We start from the raw sequence: 17,280 nt of genomic DNA on the forward strand, positions 1-17,280 counted from the left end.
TTCGGGCCGATAGTGACACCTTGGTTGTCATGAATGATTTGTTCTGGCTCGACACCGGCATCGGCCGGCCCCTCGTCCTGCTGCACGGCGGCTTCGTGGACCACCACATGTGGGACGACCAGCTCCCGGTCCTCGCCTCGCGGTATCGCGTCATCGCGCCCGACGCCCGCGGCCACGGCCGGTCCGCCAACGCCACCGAGCCGTTCCGGCTCGCCGACGACCTCGCCGCGCTGCTGCGCCACCTGGACACCGGCCCCGCGATCCTGGCGGGAGTCTCCATGGGGGCGAGCATCGCGGTCGACACCGCGCTGGAGCACCCGGAACTGGTCAGCGCCGTCGTCGTCAGCGGCGCCGGGACCAGCGAGCCGTACTTCACCGACCCCTGGACCACCCGGGCACTGGCCACGTGGCACTCGGCGATGGCCGCCGGTGACCTGGACGCCTCGATCGAGGGGTTCATGCTCTTCGCCGCGGGCCCCCGCCGCGGCCTCGATGATCTCGATCCCGAGGTCGCGAACCGGCTGCGCCGGATGGCCAGGGACACCATGTCCAAGCACACCGCCGGCGAACCCAACCTGCTCGTCCCGGTGCGCGACACCTGGGACCGGGCCGCCAAGATCGAGGTTCCGGTGCTGGCGATCAACGGCGCCATCGACTCGCCCGACCACATCGGCATGGCCGAACGCCTCGCCGGCACGGTCGCCAACGGCCGCGCGATCTCGATCGACCGGACCGCCCACTACCCCAACATGGAGCGCCCGGACGTCTACAACGAGATCCTCGAAGACTTCCTGCGCACCTTGTGACCACACCGTCGGCGGCCGGACGGGGCCCCTGACCGGCCGCCTTAGGCTCGATTCCCGGCGGCGTCAGCCGGTGTTCTGCAGGCCCGCCGCCACCCCGTTGACCGACAGCAGGAGGAGCGTGGACAGGCGCTCGCGCTCGTGGTCGGACGGGTTGCCGGTGCGCAGGGCTCGCAGCGCCCGCAGTTGCAGGTGCGAGAGGGCGTCCACGTACGGGTCGCGGAGCTGGACGGCCCGCGACAGGACCTTGCGGTTGGCCAGCAGCCGCGAGTGCCCGGTGACCTCCAGCACGAGGGAGCGGGTGCGGTCGTACTCCTCCAGCACCTGCTGGGCGAAGTCGTCCCGGCCGCCCAGCGCCAGGTAGCGCTCGGCGATCGAGCGATCGGTCTTGGCCAGCGACATCTCGGCGTTGTCGAGCAGGGCGTTGAACAACGGCCACTCCCGGTAGGCCGCCCGCAGCTCGTCCATGGCGCCGACCGAGGCCAGGCCGGTGCCGAGGCCGTACCAGCCGGGCAGGTTGACCCGGGTCTGGGCCCAGGCGAAGACCCAGGGGATGGCGCGCAGGTCGTCGAGGGAGCGCGGCGCGCCGAGGCCGCGGCGGGCCGGGCGGGAGCCGAGGCGCAGCGAGCCGATCTCCTCCAGCGGGCTGACCAGGGCGAACCACTCGGGGAAGCCGGGCGCCTCGGTGAGGGAGCGGTAGGCCCGCTCGGAGGCGTTGGCCACCTGTTCGGCGAGGGGGCGGAAGCGGCCCGCGGCGGCGGCCGTGGTGGCGCCGACCGACGGGGAGGAGGCCATCAGCACGGCGTTGGCGACCTGCTCCATGTGCCGGCGGGCGATCGCCATGTGACCGTAGCGGGCGAAGATGACCTCGCCCTGCTCCGTGACCTTGAACCGGCCGGCGACGGAGCCGGGCGCCTGGGCGAGCACCGCGCGGTTGGCGGGCCCGCCGCCCCGGCCGAGGGCGCCGCCCCGGCCGTGGAACATGAGCAGCCGTACGTCGTGCTCGGCGGCCCAGGCGGTGAGCCGCTCCTGGGCCTCGTACAGGCGGAGTGTGGCGGCGGCGGGGCCGAGCTCCTTGGCCGAGTCGGAGTAGCCGAGCATGATCTCCAGGCTCCGCCCGGTGGCGGCGAGCCGCTCGCGGACCTCCGGGATCTCCAGCATGCCGGAAAGCACCCGCGGGGAGTTGGCGAGGTCCTGGCCCGACTCGAACAGCGGCACCACGTCCAGCACCGGGGCCCGGCTGCCCAGCGCGTGCCGGGCCAGCTCGTAGACGGCGGCGACGTCGGCCGCGTCGCGGGTGAACGAGACCACGTAGCGGGAGCAGGCCCGGACGCCGAACCGTTCCTGGATCCAGGCGATCACCCGGATCGTGGCCAGCACCTCCTCGGTGCGTTCGGACAGCTCACCGCCGGCCCGGAGCTCCTCCAGCGCCGCCGCGTGCACCTCGGAGTGCTGGCGTACCTCCAGCTCGGCCAGGTGGAAGCCGAACGTCTCGACCTGCCAGATCAGGTGCTGCAGCTCGCCGTACGCCTGGCGGACGGCGTGGTGGGCGAGTGAGTCCTGGACCAGGCGCAGGTCGGCGAGCAGGTCGCCGGGTGAGAGGTAGGCGAGGTCGAGGTCGCGGCGGCGCGTGGCCGCGAGGCGGGCGGCCACGAACAGCAGCCACTGCCGGTGTGGTTCCTTCGGCGAGCGGGTGGCGAGCTCGGAGACCAGCTCGGGGTGGGCGTCCCCGGCCGCGGCGAGCGCCGCCTTGAGGTCGAGGGAGGCCGGGGCGAACTGGGCGGAGGCGGTGAGCGTGCGGGCGATGCGCGTGGTGGCGGTCTCGAGCGCGGTCAGCACGTGCTCGGACTGGATCTGCACGGCCTCGCGGGTGACCCTGGCGGTCACGTTGGGGTTGCCGTCGCGGTCGCCGCCGATCCAGCTGCCGTAGCGGATGAACGGCCTGGCCAGCGGGGGGCGGGTGCCGCTGTCCTCGCCGAGCGCGGTGTCGAGCGAGCGGTAGACCTGCGGCACCACCCGGAACAGCGTCTCGTCGAAGGCGGCCATGGCCGTGCGGACCTCGTCGAGCGGGTCGAGCTTGGTGGAGCGGAGCTGGGCGGTGCGCCACAGGATGTCGATCTCCTCCAGCAGCCGCCGCTGGTTCTCGGCGCGCTCGGAGGCCCCCCGGCCTGGCGTGTTGTATTCGGTGAGCTGGGTGCTGACCCGCTGGATCGCGGTGACGACCGCGCGCCTGCGCGCCTCCGTCGGGTGCGCGGTGAGCACGGGCCGCAGCTCCATGCCCTCGACCAGCTCGGCGACGCGCTCGCCGCCCAGCTCCTGCACGGCCTGCGCCAGCGACTCGCGCTGCACCGCGTCCCCGGTGTCGCGCTCGCGCAGGATGCGGATGCGGTAGTGCTCCTCGGCCAGGTTGGCCAGGTGGAAGTAGCAGGTGAACGCGCGGGCGATCTGCACCGCCCGGTCGATCTCCCACTCGGCCACCATGGCGGTGATCTCGTCGGCGGAGACCTCCCCCCTGCGGGCGGCGATGACGGCCTTGCGCAGCCGTTCGACGTCGGCCAACAGGTCTTCGCCGCCCTGCTCGGCGATCACCTGGCCGAGCAGTTTGCCGAGCAGCCGCACATCGCGACGGAGCTCGTCGGGCATCTCTGTGACGGCCGCGCTGCGACGCTCGATCCGCTGGTCAATCATGTTTCGCAGATTACAGAGTCGCCCGGAGCGGGCGTAGACCGGTCTCGCCAAATGGACTAGACCACTGGTCAGGTGGGCCGCGAGACCGCCGCCACCAGCTCGGGGAGCCGGGCGAACCCGATCTTGGTGCCGAGCCGCCTGCCGAGCGCCTCGGCCAGCAGCCCGTAGAACGGCGCCAGCACGCACACCCAGATCCAGCCGAGCGCGATCGGCACCACGAACGGCAGTGAGAGGACGACGATGCCGAGCAGCGCGCCCATGGAGGAGGCGAACGCCTGGCCGCCCTGGCCGGGGGCGGCCCCGCTGAAGGCGTTGAGCCGTTCGGGCACCGTGTAGGGGATGGTCACGCTGGTCACCGAGCCGACGCCGAGCCCGATGCCGAGGGCGCCCCAGCCGGTCAGCAGCGCGGGCACGATCGCCGCCGGGTTGCCGGTGAACAGGCCCACGGCGACCGCGATCAGCAGGAGCACGGGCGTCGCGAGCGCGGCGTTGGCCAGGTGGCGCCCGGCCAGGTCGGTGCGGAACGTCTGCTCGGAGCCGCAGGCCACGACGTTCATCCAGAGGGAGGGGCCGTCGATGCCGTAGGCGTTGCCCGACTGCAGCGCGATCATCAGCGCGCCCGACGAGGTCAGCAGGATCGCGAGCCACGGACCGACCTCGCCTTCGGCGCCGTTGCCGAGCGAGAAGGCCAGCACGACGGTGACCACGATCGCGGAGAACCAGCCCACCCGGAAGCGCGGCTCCCGGCGGATGTACTTGAGCTCCTTGGTCACCACGGCGGCCAGCGGCCCGTCGGGCAGGAAGCGGTCGACCAGGCCGCTCTCCTGGCGTACGGAGGCCGCCTGGGTGGAGGAGTCGGGTGTGACGAGCGCCCGGCTGAGCGCCTTGATCCACAGCCAGCCGATCAGGAGCACGAGCAGCGCCACGACGGCCAGCTCGGCCAGGCCGGTGAGCCCGCCGTCGGAGATCGCGTGCGCGGCCAGGCCGGAGGGCGCCCATCTGAAGGCGTCGGCGGTGCCGCGCAGGATCGCCAAGGGGTCGCCGAGGTCGCTGTTGACGAGCAGGTTGGGCAGCTGGGCGAGCAGCACCACGAAGATCGCCGCCACGGCGAGCACGTCGCGCCCGCGCCGGGTGCGCAGCGCCCCGGACAGCGCGGTGGTGATCAGCCGGGAGGTGACCAGGCAGAGCGCGAACTGCAGGAGCACGGCCACCAGCCCGACCAGCAGCCCGCCGACGCCGGTGGCCAGCCCGGCCAGCGCGCCGGCCGTGACGATGAGGGTCGCCGCGGGCCACACCCCGGTGGCGGAGGCGGTGAACATGCCGAGCGCGAGCCGCCCGGTGGTCAGCGGGAACAGCGACAGCCGCGCGGGGTCGATCGTGTCGTCCAGACCGAACGCGAGCAACGGCACGATCATCCAGCCGATGAGGCAGAACGTGAAGACGATGATCACGATGTCGGTCGCGATGTCGTGCGGCGCCAGCCGGACCAGGCTCATCAGGAAGAAGCCCAGCGCCGCCAGCAGCACGGCCATGACCAGCGTGAAGACGAAGCCGAGCTTGCGGGACAGGTCGCCGCGCAGGTTACCGGCGAGCAGGCGGAGCTTCAGCTGGGCGAAGAGCGCGACCGTGCTCACCTCGGCTCCCCGTCTCTGGCCCCGAGCCAGGTCAGGCCGGCGTCGCCGGCGTCACGCGAACCGCCCACCAGTGCCAGGAAGGTGTCGTTGAGGCTGCGGTCGCCGCGCACGTCGTCGAGCGGGCCCTGCGCCACGATGTGCCCGCCGTTCATCACCGACACCCAGTCGCACAGCCGCTCGACGAGGTCCATGACGTGGCTGGAGAAGATGACGGTGGACCCCGACGCGGTGAAGCGCTGGAGCACCTCGGTGAGGGTGTTGGCGCTGACCGGGTCGACGCCCTCGAACGGCTCGTCGAGGAAGAGCACCGAGGGGTTGTGCAGCAGCGCCGCCGCGAGGCCGATCTTCTTGCGCATGCCGGTGGAGTAGTCGACGACCAGCTTGTCGGCGGCGCCGGCCAGGCCCATCACCTGCAGCAGATCCTCGGCGCGCTGCTGGACGTCGGCCTTGGGGATGCCGCGCAGCCGGCCGTTGTAGTGGAGCAATTCTCGGCCCGACAGCCGCTCGAACAGCCGGAGCCCTTCGGGCAGCACGCCGATGCGGGCCTTGACCCGGACCTGGTCGCGCCAGACGTTGAGCCCGTCGACCTCGGCCTGGCCGCCGTCGGGCCGGAGCAGGCCGGTGATCATGCTGAGCGTGGTCGTCTTCCCGGCGCCGTTGGGGCCGACGAGACCGGCGAAACTGCCCGCCGGGACGACGAGGTCGACACCCGCTACCGCGATCTGCGGGCCGTAGCGTTTGAACAGGCCTTGCGTGCGAACGGCGTCCGTCATGCGACCACTCTAAGAGGAGGGGTTACCCTTGCGCGCATGAGTGCTGTTGCCCCAACGCCGGATATACCGGACATCCACACCACTGCTGGCAAGATTGCTGATCTCGAGCGACGGCTCGACCAGGCCGTGCACGCTGGGTCGGCGGCGGCCGTGGAGAAGCAACACGCCAAAGGCAAGATGACGGCCCGCGAGCGCGTGCTGACCCTGCTGGACGAGGGCTCGTTCGTGGAGTTCGACGAGTTCGCCAGGCATCGGTCCACGATGTTCGGGCTGGAGAACAAGCGGCCGTACGGCGACGGCGTGATCACCGGCTACGGCACCGTGGACGGGCGGCAGGTCTGCGTGTTCTCGCAGGACGTGACCGTGTTCGGCGGCTCGCTCGGCGAGGTCTACGGCGAGAAGATCGTCAAGGTGCTGGACATGGCGCTGAAGACCGGCTGCCCGATCATCGGCATCAACGAGGGCGGCGGCGCGCGCATCCAGGAGGGCGTGGTCGCGCTCGGGCTCTACGCGGAGATCTTCAAGCGGAACGTGCACGCCTCGGGCGTGATCCCGCAGATCTCGCTGATCATGGGCGCCGCGGCCGGCGGCCACGTCTACTCCCCCGCGCTGACCGACTTCATCGTCATGGTCGACCAGACCTCGCAGATGTTCATCACCGGGCCCGACGTGATCAAGACCGTGACGGGCGAGGAGGTCTCGTTCGAGGAGCTCGGCGGGGCCCACACGCACAACACCAAGTCGGGGGTGGCCCACTACCAGGCGTCCGACGAGGAGGACGCGCTGGAGTACGTCAAGGCGCTGCTGTCCTACCTGCCGTCCAACAACCTGGACGAGGCGCCCGTGTTCGAGGCGGCCGACGACCTGGAGCCCGACACCGAGCTCGACTTGGTGATCCCCGACTCCGCCAACCAGCCGTACGACATGCGCCAGGTCATCGAGCACGTGCTGGACGACGGGGAGTTCCTGGAGGTCCACGCGCTGTTCGCGCCGAACCTGGTGGTGGGCTACGGCCGGATCGACGGTCAGTCGGTGGGCGTGGTGGCCAACCAGCCGATGCATTTCGCCGGTTGCCTGGATATCAACGCTTCCGAGAAGGCAGCACGATTTATTCGAACATGTGATGCTTTCAATATCCCGATCCTGACTTTTGTTGATGTTCCGGGTTTCCTGCCAGGAACCGATCAGGAATGGAACGGAATCATCCGCCGCGGCGCCAAGCTGCTCTATGCCTACGCCGAGGCCACCGTCCCGCTGATCACGGTCATCACCCGCAAGGCGTACGGCGGGGCGTACGACGTCATGGGGTCCAAGCACCTCGGCGCGGACGTCAACCTGGCCTGGCCGACGGCCCAGATCGCGGTGATGGGCGCGCAGGGCGCGGTCAACATCCTCTACCGGCGCGAGCTGGCCGCGGGCGGCGACGCCGACACCGAACGGGCCCGGCTGGTGACCGAGTACGAAGACACGCTGGCCAATCCGTACATCGCCGCCGAGCGCGGCTACGTCGACTCGGTGATCAAGCCGTCCGAGACCCGGGCGCACGTCGTGCGGGCCCTGCGGGCGCTACGGAACAAGCGGGCCACGCTGCCCCCGAAGAAGCATGGGAACATCCCGCTATGAGCGGACATCTGCGCATTGTTCGGGGTGACGCGACCCCCGAGGAGATCGCCGCGCTCGTGGCCGTCCTCGCCGCGCGCCGCACCGCCCCGGAGCCGCCCGCCGCACCCAGAACACAAACGTGGCGAAACCCATCTAGAGCGATGCGTAAGCACCTCTCGCCGGGGAAGGCGGCTTGGCGGATGAGCGCCCTACCCTAGATAGATCCCGGGAAACGGGTGTCAAGTTCTCCGGGAGTTGGGACTATCTAGAAAAGTGGGCGTATATAGTCGGCCGATCAACTAACGCCGCGGCCTGGAGGACGACATGGCCATCCCAGACCTCATGCCGCATCCTGTGGCAGCTAAGTACGCCGTCCTGGTGGACGTCGGTTATCTCTACGCTGCAGCAGGCGAAGTGCTGCTTGGCGCGAAGGAACGCAAGGAATATCGGGTGGCCGCGGATGAGCTGATCCAGAGCCTCCAGAAACATGCATTGGAACGTATTTCCGGCGAACTCCTGCGGATCTATTGGTATGACGCAGCCCGCGACCGTGTGCCCACCGTCGATCAGCGGGTCATCGCCCAGCTTCCCTGGGTCAAGGTGCGGCTTGGCAACCTCAACGCCCGAGGCCAGCAGAAGGGGGTGGACGCGCAGATCAGGAGTGACCTGGAGGCGCTGGCCAGGCATCACGCCGTGACCGACACGATCCTGCTGGCGGGCGATGAGGACATGGTGCCCGCGGTCGAGGCGGCCCAGGCGTACGGCGTTCGCATCCATCTGTGGGGAGTCGAGCCGCCATACGGCACCAACCAGGCCGAACGGCTCGTTTGGGAGTCCGACACCGTCGAAGTGATCACCGCTGAGTTCCTGAGGCCCTTTTTCAGTCGTGCTCCGCAACCCGTTCCGGTCGCCCCGCCGACCACCGCTCCCTCGCCCGCCCAGGTGTTCGCCGGACGAGCCCCCGCCAAGCCGCACGTCAAGCCGGGACAGGTGGCCAAGCTCGGGCCCAGCCGCCCCCGGGTGGAGGACGTCGGCGAGCACGTGGCACAGAAGTGGATCCTCACGCGAGGCCGCGACAACATCCGCGACCTGCTGCCGGGCCCCATCCTGCCGACCGTCATCGACACGGAGTTGCTGATCGAGGCGGAGAAGGAGCTCGGCCACTCGCTGCGGCCGTTCCCCGAGGCCCGGGTCTGGCTGCGCGACGGGTTCTGGGCCCGCGTCTACCGGGAGTTCGACCTGGGGGTCGGGGTCTCGTCCAAGTGACCTCACCGGGCCTCCGCCACGGTGGCGGCGGCCCGGCCCGAACCGGCTCCGACCAGGTGTCCGATTCCCGCCAGTCGTCGGGCGCGACCTGCTGACCTGCGATTTCACGGTAAGGTCCGAATTCCGCCGGTCCACGGGTGCCACCAGCGCATATCGTCGAAGACATGTCACCACTCGAGCTCGACTTCGACTCCTGCTACCGGGCGGTCTCCGCGCGGGATGCCCGGTTCGACGGACGCTTCTACACCGCGGTGACGACCACGCGCATCTACTGCCGCCCGATCTGCCCGGCCCGCACCCCGGCCTCGCGCAACGTGCGGTTCTACCGCCACGCGGCCTCGGCCGAGGCGGCCGGGTTCCGCCCGTGCAAGCGCTGCCGTCCCGAGCTCTCCCCCGGTGACCCGGGCTGGGACCTGCGAGGCGACCTCGTCGGCCGGGCGCTGCGGCTGATCGACGACGGCGACGCCGACGACAGCGGCGTGGCGGGCCTGGCCAGGCGGCTGCACATCACCGAGCGGCATCTGCACCGGTTGTTCGTCGCCGAACTGGGTGTGGGCCCGCTGGCCGTCGCCAGGACGAAACGGTTGCTCCTGGCCAAACAGCTGCTGACGGAGACGGCCCTGCCGGTGACGGAGGTGGCGTTCGCGGCCGGCTTCGGGAGCGTGCGGCAGTTCAACGCGGTCATGCGCGAGACGTACGGCTTCACGCCGAGCGAGCTGCGGGCCACGGCTCGCGGCCCCGCAGCGGCCCGCGCCCTCACCGGCGACGGCCCCGTCCCGGACAGCCCCGTCCCGGGCGGTTCCGTCCCGGGCGGTTCCGTCCCGGGCGGTTCCGTCCCGGGCGGTTCCGTCCTCGGCGGTTCCGTCCCCGGCGACGGGGCGGCCGAAGCCGGCCTGGCCGGTGGGGTGGTCGGCGGCGTCCTGGCCGGCGGGCCGACCGGCGGCGGTCTCGCTGGCGGCGGCGTGAGCGGAGGCGGCGGGCAGGCTGTGGTGGCCGCGCCGGCGGCGTTCCGGCTGCGACTGCACCGGCGGGAGCCGTACGACGTGGAAGGGATCTTCGGGTTCCTGGCCTCCCGGGCCATCCCAGGACTGGAGACGGCGGACACGGCCTCCTACAGCCGGGCCGTCCCCGGCGGCACGATCACCCTCACCCCGAAGCCCGGCCACCTGGCCCTGGACGTCGAGGTGGACGACATCCGGCAACTGGCCCGCATCGTGGCCCGCTGCCGCCGCCTGCTCGACCTCGACGCCGACCCGCACGCGATCGCCGCGGCGCTGGGGCAGACGTCGCTGGCCCCGCTGGTCGAGGCCCGTCCGGGGCTGCGGGTGCCGGGCACGTTCGACGGCTTCGAGCTGGCCGTACGCGCCGTGGTCGGCCAGCAGATCTCGGTCGCCGGAGCGCGCACCCTGCTGGGCCGCATCGTGGCCAGAACCGGGCGCGACACCGGGAGCCCCACGTTCACCCATCTCTTCCCCACCCCCGCCGAGCTGGCCGAAGCCGATCTCCAGGGTCTGGGCCTGACGAACCGCCGGATCGCCACCCTCAAGGAGCTGGCCTCCCGTACGGGCGACGGCCGGATCGACCTCGACGGCGGCCAGGATCCCGCCGAGGCGGTGACCGAACTGCTCCAGGTCCCCGGCATCGGCCCCTGGACCGCGAGCTACATCGCGCTGCGCGCGCTGCGCGACCCCGACGCCTGGCCCGTCGGCGACCTGGTGCTCACCAAGCGCCTGGCCTGCCTGGGCATTCCCGACGACCACATCGAGCGGTGGCGACCCTGGCGGGCCTACGCCGCCCTGCATCTCTGGAGTTCATCATGATCGAAGCACAGGTCCTGCCGACCCCGATCGGCCCGCTGTCCCTGCTCGTGCGCGAGGGCGTGCTCGTCGCGGGAGGCTTCACCGCCGATCCCGCGGAAATGTACGACCGGCTCCCGCCCGCCCTGCGAGCCGAGGGCCTAGACGTGGTCGACGACCTCGGCCCCGCGGCCCAGGCGGTCCGCGACTACTTCGACGGTGACCTCACGGCCCTCGACGCCATCCCGGTCGAGCAGCCGGGCAGCGCCACCCGCAAGCGCCTGCACCAGGCCCTGCGCGAGGTGAAGCCGGGCACCACCGTGTCCTACGCGCAGCTCGCCGAGCGTGCCGGGCTGCCCAGGACGGCCGCCCGCGCGGCGGGTTCGGCCTGCGCCCAGAACCTGATCGCCCCGTTCGTTCCCTGCCACCGCGTCCTGCCCAGCACGGGCGGTTTCGGCGGCTACTACTACGGTGTTCCGGTAAAGGAATGGCTGCTGGCCCACGAAGCGGGCAAACTTTCGGTCACATCCTGACAGCGGTCGGTAACATCCCCGGGTGACCGGATCTTACGAGCACAAGAGCGAGTTCATCATCAGATGGCTGCGCAAGGAACGAGCCAGATCGGCGCCTCGGTCCGTGATCGGTTTCCTCGACGCTCGCGGCATCCCCGTGACCGACGAGGCCCGGGCCCGCATCTCCGGATGCACGGACGAGGCACTGCTCGACGAGTGGACATTCAAGGCGCTCAGCGTGCGGAGCGTTGACGAGTTGTTCGACTGACCAGAGCCTGGCGAGGGCCGGTACGGCAAAGGCCGTACCGGCCCTTCGGCGTCTGAGCGGGCCGCCGTGAGGCCCCAGGCGGCTTCGGCGCACGGCGCGGCCCAGCCCCGTGAGCCCTACGGGTTGCGCACGTTGCTCTGCACCTCGCCGACCGGCACGTCGCGCGTGGCGCTCACCTCGACCGGGGCGAACTGGAACGGCACCACCCGTTCGGCCACCTGGACCGGCCACGTGCTCGACACGGTCAGCTCGTAGACCTCGCGCGGCTGGTCGATCGAGGCCCGCAGATACTGCACGCCACAGGTGAACTGGGCGCCCTTGACGTAGGGGGTGCCGACCTGGCCGCAACCGTCCTGGACCACCTTCGCCCGGTCCTCGGTGGTGCCCGGGGAGATCGTGATGTTCTCGCGCGTCGCGATCACGGTCGCGCTCATGACGCCCGGAAGCGTCGCCGTGACCGAGCGCTGGGAGTCGCCGGGATTGTCGAGCCAGACGAAGGTGGGCAGGTTGACGTAGCTCTTGACGTCGGGATTGAGCTTGATGACGGGCTCGGGCACGGTCAGCGCGGCCCGGGCGATCTCCGCGAGCTGCTCGAACGTGATCCCGGACGGTGGCGTCGTGTCGGGCGGCACGAAGATGAACTGCTCCAGGTCGGCCCAGCAGGCCGCGCCCTGGGGATCGTTCGTGTCATAGGCGGGGGTCCACCAGCGGCCCGGCTGCCCCTTCTTGTCCTTGAACTGCTGGACGAACCGGTCGAAGCTCTTGTCGTCGGCCTTGATCCTGGCGAACTGGGTGCGGGGGTCGGTCTGGAACTTCAGCATCTCGTCGGCGTCGAGGCCCGGCTCGTACCAGCAGGGTCGCTTGACGCGGTAGCCGTCGCTCTTGCCGCCCTTGACGTCGCCCTTGAGGACGATGCCGGAGTTGACCAGCGTGATGCCCCGCTCGTTGCCGCGCTCGGTGCCCTCGATCGTGGTGTTGCCACCCGGCTTGGGGGTGGGGGCGAGGACCAGCAGCCCGGCGACCAGTGCCGGGACCAGGGGATTCATCGTTCGCACCTTTCGTCGTCGGACACGAGTGCCCTGATGCGCCACACACCGTCGTCGCCGCGGTGCGCGAGCGCGGCCTGGTGGTAGGGCTTGCGCGTCCATTCGGGCTGGGACGTCACCGCCTTACCGGTGCGCGTGGAGATCAGGCGCAGCCGTGACTCGTCCACGCACATGTCGATCTGGGCCCCCTTGCTCCGGGCGGCGCTGACGTGCAGGTCGTAGAGCCGTGCGACACCGCGCAGCGACTGGTCGGTGTCGGTGAACGCCCGCACCCACTCGGTCGCCTGGACCTCCGCGTCGATCTCCATGTTCCGGGCGTAGCGGTCGGCGCCGGTGACCACCGCCCTGCGGCTGCCGACGTAGTAGTCGGTCAGCACCTTCAGCAGCGGGTCGGGATCCGCCGGCCACTCGATGCGCACCCTCATCCCGTCGCCGACCGCGACCGTCTGGGGCCCGGTCGTGGGCGCGGCCCGTGCCACGCTCTTCGCCGGGGAGGACGCCTCACGCGGCGTGTAGGGCTGCTCGGCCTGGGCGGCGCACCCGGCCGCCAGCAGCGCCAACGACACGGCCCCTGACAGGGCCAGCCGCATCACGCCGGCGTCTTTCCCGCCCGTACACGGGCGTTCGGTCGCGCACGAGTGCTCGGCCGTGCGCGACCGCCCGGGCGCGTGCCTTTCCGGTGAACTCTGCTCGCGTCTCATGCGGAGGACTCCCTCACCACGTGCAGGCGCCACGACGGCAGCAGCTCGTCGATGAGCGCCTCGGTCTCCGGGGCCAGGCCGCCGTACGGCTGCGACCCGGCTCTTCTGGTCAGCCCTTCGACGACCGCGCGCAGCCGTACGAGATCGCCGGTGGCGTGGGTGGCGCGGAGCAGGTCGCGCCAGAGCCCCTCGTCGTCGGCGGCGAGCAGCAGACCCGCGCGGACGGCCGCGACCGCGGCGTCCGGCTCCCCGTGCGCCAGCCTGATCTCGCACAGGCGGTGCGCGGCGTCGGCGACGCCGGCCGTGACGTCGTACTCCAGCTCGTCGGCGGCCAGCCAGGAGTATCTGCCGGATGGCCGCCCGCTCAGCAGCGGACCTCTGACCAGGCCGAGCGCCCTCTCCAGAAGCACGGTCCGGGCGGTGGGGTCGCCGTGGGACCGGCGGACCATCTCGCGGAACAGCGCCCAGTCGGTGCGGACCTCGGGCCCCAGCCTGAGCCTGCCCGCCTCGTCGATGCGAAGGTGTCGCTTGCCCAGCCAGGCGGCGACCCTGGCGATCGTCGCGTCTCTGACCATGGGCTGCACGCCCCGCGGCCACAGCACGCCGCCCAGCACGACCGGGTGCACGCCTCCGGGATGGGTGGCCAGGTAGACCAGCAGCTCGGCGGCGAGCGCCATCCGGCCTTCCTCCAGCGGATCGAGGCCGACGATCTCGATGGGACCGAGCATCCGCACCTCCACGGCGGGCAGGCCGTAGTCGGCCAGCGGCTCGGGCTCGGGAACGGCCTCGCCGTCGAGCTGCTCGGCGGTGCGGAAGAGGTCGACCAGCGCCTGATAGTGGCGGCGCGGCAAGAGCTGCGCGGTCACCTCGAAGCCAAGCTCGGCGATCTTCGCCTTGCCGTCGTCGGTGATCTCCAGGGTCCAGGTGGCGTGCGGCACCTCGCCGGTCACCACGTATCCGGCGGTGTCCTTGCGGGCCAGCAGGGCCAGCCGCCTCGCCTCGTCGTGGTTGGGGGTCACGGCCGACAGCAGGTAGTGGGCGTCGCGCGGGCGGCCGGTGATCCGGCCGGTCAGCACCTCCTGGCGGGGGGCGGCGGTCGCCTCCAGCTCCGGCAGCACCTCGGCCAGGCCGCCCACCGCCCGGATCCGGTCGGGGGCTATCGCGGTCAGCTCCTCACCGAAGCCGACCAGTGTGATGCGCATCCGGTCGGACCAGCGGTTGGTGGCCAGCTCCACGGCCAGAGCGGCCAGAGCGGCCGTGGTCTGCCGGCCGCGGATGTTGATCAGGCCCTGCGCCGCCTCCAGGTCGATCAGCACCCGCCCGCTCGCGTCGGTGCCCAGAGACACCAGCCCGGGGTAGGGGGCGCCGCCCACCGGGCTCCCTCCCGAATCGGGCAGCAGGCGGCCCTCGTGCGCGGACAACCGCCACACCTGGCCGCCGTCCTGGGCCGTCCAGGGAGCGGGCGCGTCGCCGTCAGGCGGATGGATCCACAGGTCCAGATTGCGCGGGGACAGATGGGCGGCGTAGACGGTGGGCGGGGTGCGGCCGGCCGCGGCCAGCTCGGCGCCGAGCAGCCTCAGGCCGAGGTCGAGGATGCGGGTGCCCGGGGCGTCGGCGCCCAGCCGGAGCGCGACCTCGGCCTCGGCGGCGTCGTCGTGGGGGCGCACGATGCGGTGGCCGAACGCGCGCCGCCACAGCTGCTCGCGGCGCCGCCTGCCGAGCACGACCAGCAGGCCCGCGGCGGCCAGCGACGCCCCGGCGAGATAGTCGACCAGCTCCAGCCCAGGTCGCAGCTCCTCGTCCGGGCGCAGCTCCCCGGCCTGGCGTCTCTCCTCGGCCTGGCGCCGCGTGTCGGCCGGACTCTGCCGGGTCTCGGGGGTCTGCCTGGCCTCGTGTTTGCCGTGCGGCTTCGTGACCGTCTGCCTCTGCTCCTCGCCGACCCGGGCCGGGCTGGTCGAGGCCCTGCCGGGGTGTTCGCGCAGCGTCTCGGCACGCGGCTGCTTGGCGGGCACGACGTGCACGTTGCGTGCGTCGTCCGGCATGTCGAGCACCCATCCCGGCCTGATCAGGTCGGCCATCCGCAGGCGGGTGCCGTCGGGTTGTTCCTTGTGCTGGTTGAGCCGGAAGATCTCCGGATATCTGCGCCCATCGCCCAGGCACTTCTCGGCGATCTCCCACAGGCTCTCGTGGTGGCGCCCGTGGGGCGGCTGCACCACGTACACCTTCTTGCTCCGCTGGGTCTCAAGCGGCTGCTCCACGACAGGAGAGGAGAACGCGACCGTCGTCATGGCCGGCGGGGCGGGCGGCGGCGTGCCGAGCCGGGCGATGGGCACGGCCGCCGCCCCCACGGTGAACAGCAGCAGCACCGCCGAGACCAGCCGGTTGGCCAGCAGCTGGGTGCCGCCGGACAACGGCACCCTGGCCGGCATGCCGACCCGGCGCACCCCGGCGTACACCTCGACGACCACGCACGCGAACAGCTGCAGCCAGGCCAGCCAGACGAGCAGGACCAGCACGGCGGTGATCGTGGACGGCCCGACGCGGCTGGTGAGCAGGTCGAGGTCGAGCAGTTGCGGCCCGATCGGCGGCCCGACGAAGGTGAGCAGGGCGTAAGGGACGCCGCCGACGAGCGCCACCAGCACGACGAGCGCCGCGAGCCCGGCGAGCACGTCGCCGGCGGACCGCTTCGCCGGGATGCGCGCGGGCGGCTGCGCGGGCACGCGTGGCCGCGCCTGCCCTTGGGGACGCACCGGCTCTCGCGTGGGCATCGCCCCTCCTTTCTCGCGTCCAGCGTCCTTCCTCACCGATCTCCGGGCCACCAAGCGGTCGGAATCGGTCTGGCTCATCTGGCCTCGGGTCCGGCCGTCGCCGTGCCCTCCATCTCGGTGCCCTGGAATCCGAGGGCGCCGAGGAAGAACGCGGTCCAGCTCACCTTCACGGTGACGGTCACCGCGGTCTGCCCCTGCTCCACGGCGCAGGTGCCGGCGCCCACGTCGTCGCCGCCGTGGGCCGCGATCACCTCGTCGGCCCTGGCGCACACCTGGCCCTCGTCCAGCAGCCGGGTCTGGCCGGTGGCGCGGAGGTGGTCGACGTCGATCGTGTCGGCGCCCGCGCGGGCGGCCTGCTCGGCGATGTCGGCGGCCCGCAGCCGGGCGTTGATCGCCGCCCCGCCGTCGACCAGCAGCCCGGCGAGCAGGAAGACGACCACGGAGAAGAGCACGGTGAACACCGACATGGACCCGCGCTCCCCGGCGGCCCCGGGGTTCACTCGATCCTCCGGAACTGTTCGAGCGGCACCACGGCCGTGCCGGTCATCCGCTTGGTGCCGTCGAAGCCCAGGAAGCTCAGGTCCAGCTCGCACGTCACCTCGGCCCGCACCTGGCCGCCCGCCTCCCAGTCGGATCCGGCCAGAGAGACGGCGGGTTGCGCGCACTGCCCCTGGAGCGCGGCCGTGGTGGTCGCCTCGGCGGCGGTGCCGGCGGCGTCGAACGCGCGCTGCACCGAGGCGGCCCGGGCGGCGTCCCGGGCGGCCCCGTTGACCTGGCCCTGGGCTTCGACCAGCCGACCGGCTCCGGCCAGGAACATCAGGAAGATCAGGAAGACCGGCGCGAGCATGACCGTCTCCACGGCCATCGACCCCCGCTCGCCAGACCGGCCCGCCCGGCGCACGGCTGTCAACCCCCTGGCACCGGACCAGCGCTCCTGGCGTACGGCCATCGGCCCCAGCTCGCCGGGACGGCCTGCCCGGCTCGTCGCGTCGCGGCTCATCGCATCTCCTTGAGGCTGGAAACCCCGTCCATGGGCGGGGACGAAAGCCAGAACAATGCGGCAGAATCGAACACCCATTCGATATTTGGCTGATCTTGCCGTACGGTGCGAGGCGTGGTCCAGATCGCGAAGCGGGCCTACAAGTACCGCTTCTACCCGACTCCCGAGCAGGCTTTCGAGCTTGCCAGGACGTTCGGCTGCGTCCGCTTGGTCTACAACAAGGCGCTGGAGGAACGCACCCGCGCCTACCGGCTGGAGGGCCGCGGCGTCTCCTATGCGGAGTCCTCGGCGGCGCTCACGCAGTGGAAGCGCACCGAGGAGTTGAGCTTTCTGGGTGAGGTGTCCTGCGTCCCGTTGCAGCAGGCGCTTCGCCACCTCCAGGCGGCGTTCGCCTGCTTCTTCGCCAAACGGGCCAGATACCCG

Annotated in this window: 16 protein-coding genes; 8 read left to right on the forward strand and 8 right to left on the reverse strand. The window is 71.5% G+C overall.

Going from position 1 to position 17,280, the window contains the following annotated elements:
- Positions 1-29 precede the first annotated feature (29 nt).
- Positions 30-806, forward strand: a complete 777-nt coding sequence (locus AB0C16_RS18765; RefSeq protein WP_357684411.1) for an alpha/beta hydrolase — start codon at positions 30-32, stop codon at positions 804-806.
- Positions 807-869: 63 nt separating this feature from the next.
- Here AB0C16_RS18765 and AB0C16_RS18770 read toward each other — a convergent pair whose 3' ends face one another.
- The 3 genes from AB0C16_RS18770 to AB0C16_RS18780 form a co-directional block, all read right to left on the reverse strand.
- On the reverse strand, positions 870-3,491 hold the full coding sequence (locus AB0C16_RS18770) for a phosphoenolpyruvate carboxylase (RefSeq protein WP_357684413.1): 2,622 nt from the start codon (positions 3,489-3,491) through the stop codon (positions 870-872).
- A 68-nt stretch (positions 3,492-3,559) separates the two neighbouring features.
- A complete protein-coding gene (locus AB0C16_RS18775; protein ID WP_357684415.1) occupies positions 3,560-5,125 on the reverse strand; it encodes a hypothetical protein in 1,566 nt (521 codons plus the stop codon).
- Positions 5,122-5,898 (reverse strand): ABC transporter ATP-binding protein, encoded by a 777-nt coding sequence (locus tag AB0C16_RS18780; protein ID WP_357684417.1) that lies wholly within the window; start codon positions 5,896-5,898, stop codon positions 5,122-5,124. Before AB0C16_RS18780 ends, AB0C16_RS18775 begins: the two co-directional genes overlap by 4 nt.
- 36 nt (positions 5,899-5,934) lie before the next feature.
- Here AB0C16_RS18780 and AB0C16_RS18785 point away from each other — a divergent pair, with 36 nt between their 5' ends.
- The 6 genes from AB0C16_RS18785 (at position 5,935) to AB0C16_RS18810 (ending at position 11,342) form a co-directional block, all read left to right on the forward strand.
- Positions 5,935-7,521, forward strand: a complete 1,587-nt coding sequence (locus tag AB0C16_RS18785) for an acyl-CoA carboxylase subunit beta (RefSeq protein WP_357684419.1) — start codon at positions 5,935-5,937, stop codon at positions 7,519-7,521.
- Positions 7,518-7,718 carry an acyl-CoA carboxylase subunit epsilon gene (locus AB0C16_RS18790; protein ID WP_357684421.1) on the forward strand — a complete coding sequence of 67 codons (201 nt, stop codon included), beginning with the start codon at positions 7,518-7,520 and terminating at the stop codon, positions 7,716-7,718. Before AB0C16_RS18785 ends, AB0C16_RS18790 begins: the two co-directional genes overlap by 4 nt.
- Positions 7,719-7,824: 106 nt before the next feature.
- The gene (locus AB0C16_RS18795) at positions 7,825-8,766 is read left to right on the forward strand and encodes an NYN domain-containing protein (RefSeq protein ID WP_357684423.1); all 942 of its coding nucleotides are present in this window, start codon (positions 7,825-7,827) and stop codon (positions 8,764-8,766) included.
- Between the two features lie 164 nt (positions 8,767-8,930).
- Positions 8,931-10,586, forward strand: a complete 1,656-nt coding sequence (locus tag AB0C16_RS18800; protein ID WP_357684425.1) for a DNA-3-methyladenine glycosylase 2 family protein — start codon at positions 8,931-8,933, stop codon at positions 10,584-10,586.
- Entirely contained in the window at positions 10,583-11,095 is a 513-nt protein-coding gene (locus tag AB0C16_RS18805) for a methylated-DNA--[protein]-cysteine S-methyltransferase (RefSeq protein ID WP_357684427.1), read from the forward strand. Before AB0C16_RS18800 ends, AB0C16_RS18805 begins: the two co-directional genes overlap by 4 nt.
- Positions 11,096-11,117: 22 nt before the next feature.
- Entirely contained in the window at positions 11,118-11,342 is a 225-nt protein-coding gene (locus tag AB0C16_RS18810) for a hypothetical protein (RefSeq protein ID WP_357684429.1), read from the forward strand.
- A gap of 116 nt (positions 11,343-11,458) precedes the next feature.
- Here AB0C16_RS18810 and AB0C16_RS18815 read toward each other — a convergent pair whose 3' ends face one another.
- The 5 genes from AB0C16_RS18815 to AB0C16_RS18835 all read right to left on the reverse strand — a co-directional run bounded on the left by AB0C16_RS18815 (position 11,459) and on the right by AB0C16_RS18835 (position 16,857).
- Entirely contained in the window at positions 11,459-12,388 is a 930-nt protein-coding gene (locus AB0C16_RS18815) for a hypothetical protein (protein ID WP_357684431.1), read from the reverse strand.
- Positions 12,385-13,089, reverse strand: coding sequence for a hypothetical protein (locus AB0C16_RS18820; RefSeq protein WP_357684433.1), 705 nt, complete (start codon positions 13,087-13,089; stop codon positions 12,385-12,387). Before AB0C16_RS18820 ends, AB0C16_RS18815 begins: the two co-directional genes overlap by 4 nt.
- Positions 13,086-15,857, reverse strand: a complete 2,772-nt coding sequence (locus tag AB0C16_RS18825; protein WP_357684435.1) for a BTAD domain-containing putative transcriptional regulator — start codon at positions 15,855-15,857, stop codon at positions 13,086-13,088. The genes AB0C16_RS18820 and AB0C16_RS18825 overlap by 4 nt, the downstream gene beginning before the upstream one ends.
- A 74-nt stretch (positions 15,858-15,931) precedes the next feature.
- Positions 15,932-16,324, reverse strand: coding sequence for a pilus assembly protein TadG-related protein (locus AB0C16_RS18830; RefSeq protein WP_357684437.1), 393 nt, complete (start codon positions 16,322-16,324; stop codon positions 15,932-15,934).
- A gap of 29 nt (positions 16,325-16,353) precedes the next feature.
- A complete protein-coding gene (locus tag AB0C16_RS18835; protein ID WP_357684439.1) occupies positions 16,354-16,857 on the reverse strand; it encodes a TadE family protein in 504 nt (167 codons plus the stop codon).
- Between the two features lie 114 nt (positions 16,858-16,971).
- On the opposite strand from AB0C16_RS18835, the gene AB0C16_RS18840 reads away from it, so the two are divergent.
- Positions 16,972-17,280: transposase (locus tag AB0C16_RS18840; protein ID WP_357684441.1), on the forward strand; the 309-nt coding region annotated here is incomplete at its 3' end.

The sequence above is a fragment of the Nonomuraea sp. NPDC048916 genome (genome assembly GCF_040649575.1).
Lineage (GTDB): Bacteria > Actinomycetota > Actinomycetes > Streptosporangiales > Streptosporangiaceae > Nonomuraea.

Coding starts and splice junctions, on each gene's coding strand:
- AB0C16_RS18830 (WP_357684437.1), bottom strand. CDS start 16,324: ATGTCGGTGTTCACCGTGCTCTTCTCCGTGGTCGTCTTCCTGCTCGCC.
- AB0C16_RS18790 (WP_357684421.1), top strand. CDS start 7,518: ATGAGCGGACATCTGCGCATTGTTCGGGGTGACGCGACCCCCGAGGAG.
- AB0C16_RS18780 (WP_357684417.1), bottom strand. CDS start 5,898: ATGACGGACGCCGTTCGCACGCAAGGCCTGTTCAAACGCTACGGCCCG.
- AB0C16_RS18795 (WP_357684423.1), top strand. CDS start 7,825: ATGGCCATCCCAGACCTCATGCCGCATCCTGTGGCAGCTAAGTACGCC.
- AB0C16_RS18800 (WP_357684425.1), top strand. CDS start 8,931: ATGTCACCACTCGAGCTCGACTTCGACTCCTGCTACCGGGCGGTCTCC.
- AB0C16_RS18770 (WP_357684413.1), bottom strand. CDS start 3,491: ATGATTGACCAGCGGATCGAGCGTCGCAGCGCGGCCGTCACAGAGATG.
- AB0C16_RS18820 (WP_357684433.1), bottom strand. CDS start 13,089: ATGAGACGCGAGCAGAGTTCACCGGAAAGGCACGCGCCCGGGCGGTCG.
- AB0C16_RS18785 (WP_357684419.1), top strand. CDS start 5,935: ATGAGTGCTGTTGCCCCAACGCCGGATATACCGGACATCCACACCACT.
- AB0C16_RS18825 (WP_357684435.1), bottom strand. CDS start 15,857: ATGCCCACGCGAGAGCCGGTGCGTCCCCAAGGGCAGGCGCGGCCACGC.
- AB0C16_RS18805 (WP_357684427.1), top strand. CDS start 10,583: ATGATCGAAGCACAGGTCCTGCCGACCCCGATCGGCCCGCTGTCCCTG.
- AB0C16_RS18835 (WP_357684439.1), bottom strand. CDS start 16,857: ATGAGCCGCGACGCGACGAGCCGGGCAGGCCGTCCCGGCGAGCTGGGG.
- AB0C16_RS18765 (WP_357684411.1), top strand. CDS start 30: ATGAATGATTTGTTCTGGCTCGACACCGGCATCGGCCGGCCCCTCGTC.
- AB0C16_RS18815 (WP_357684431.1), bottom strand. CDS start 12,388: ATGAATCCCCTGGTCCCGGCACTGGTCGCCGGGCTGCTGGTCCTCGCC.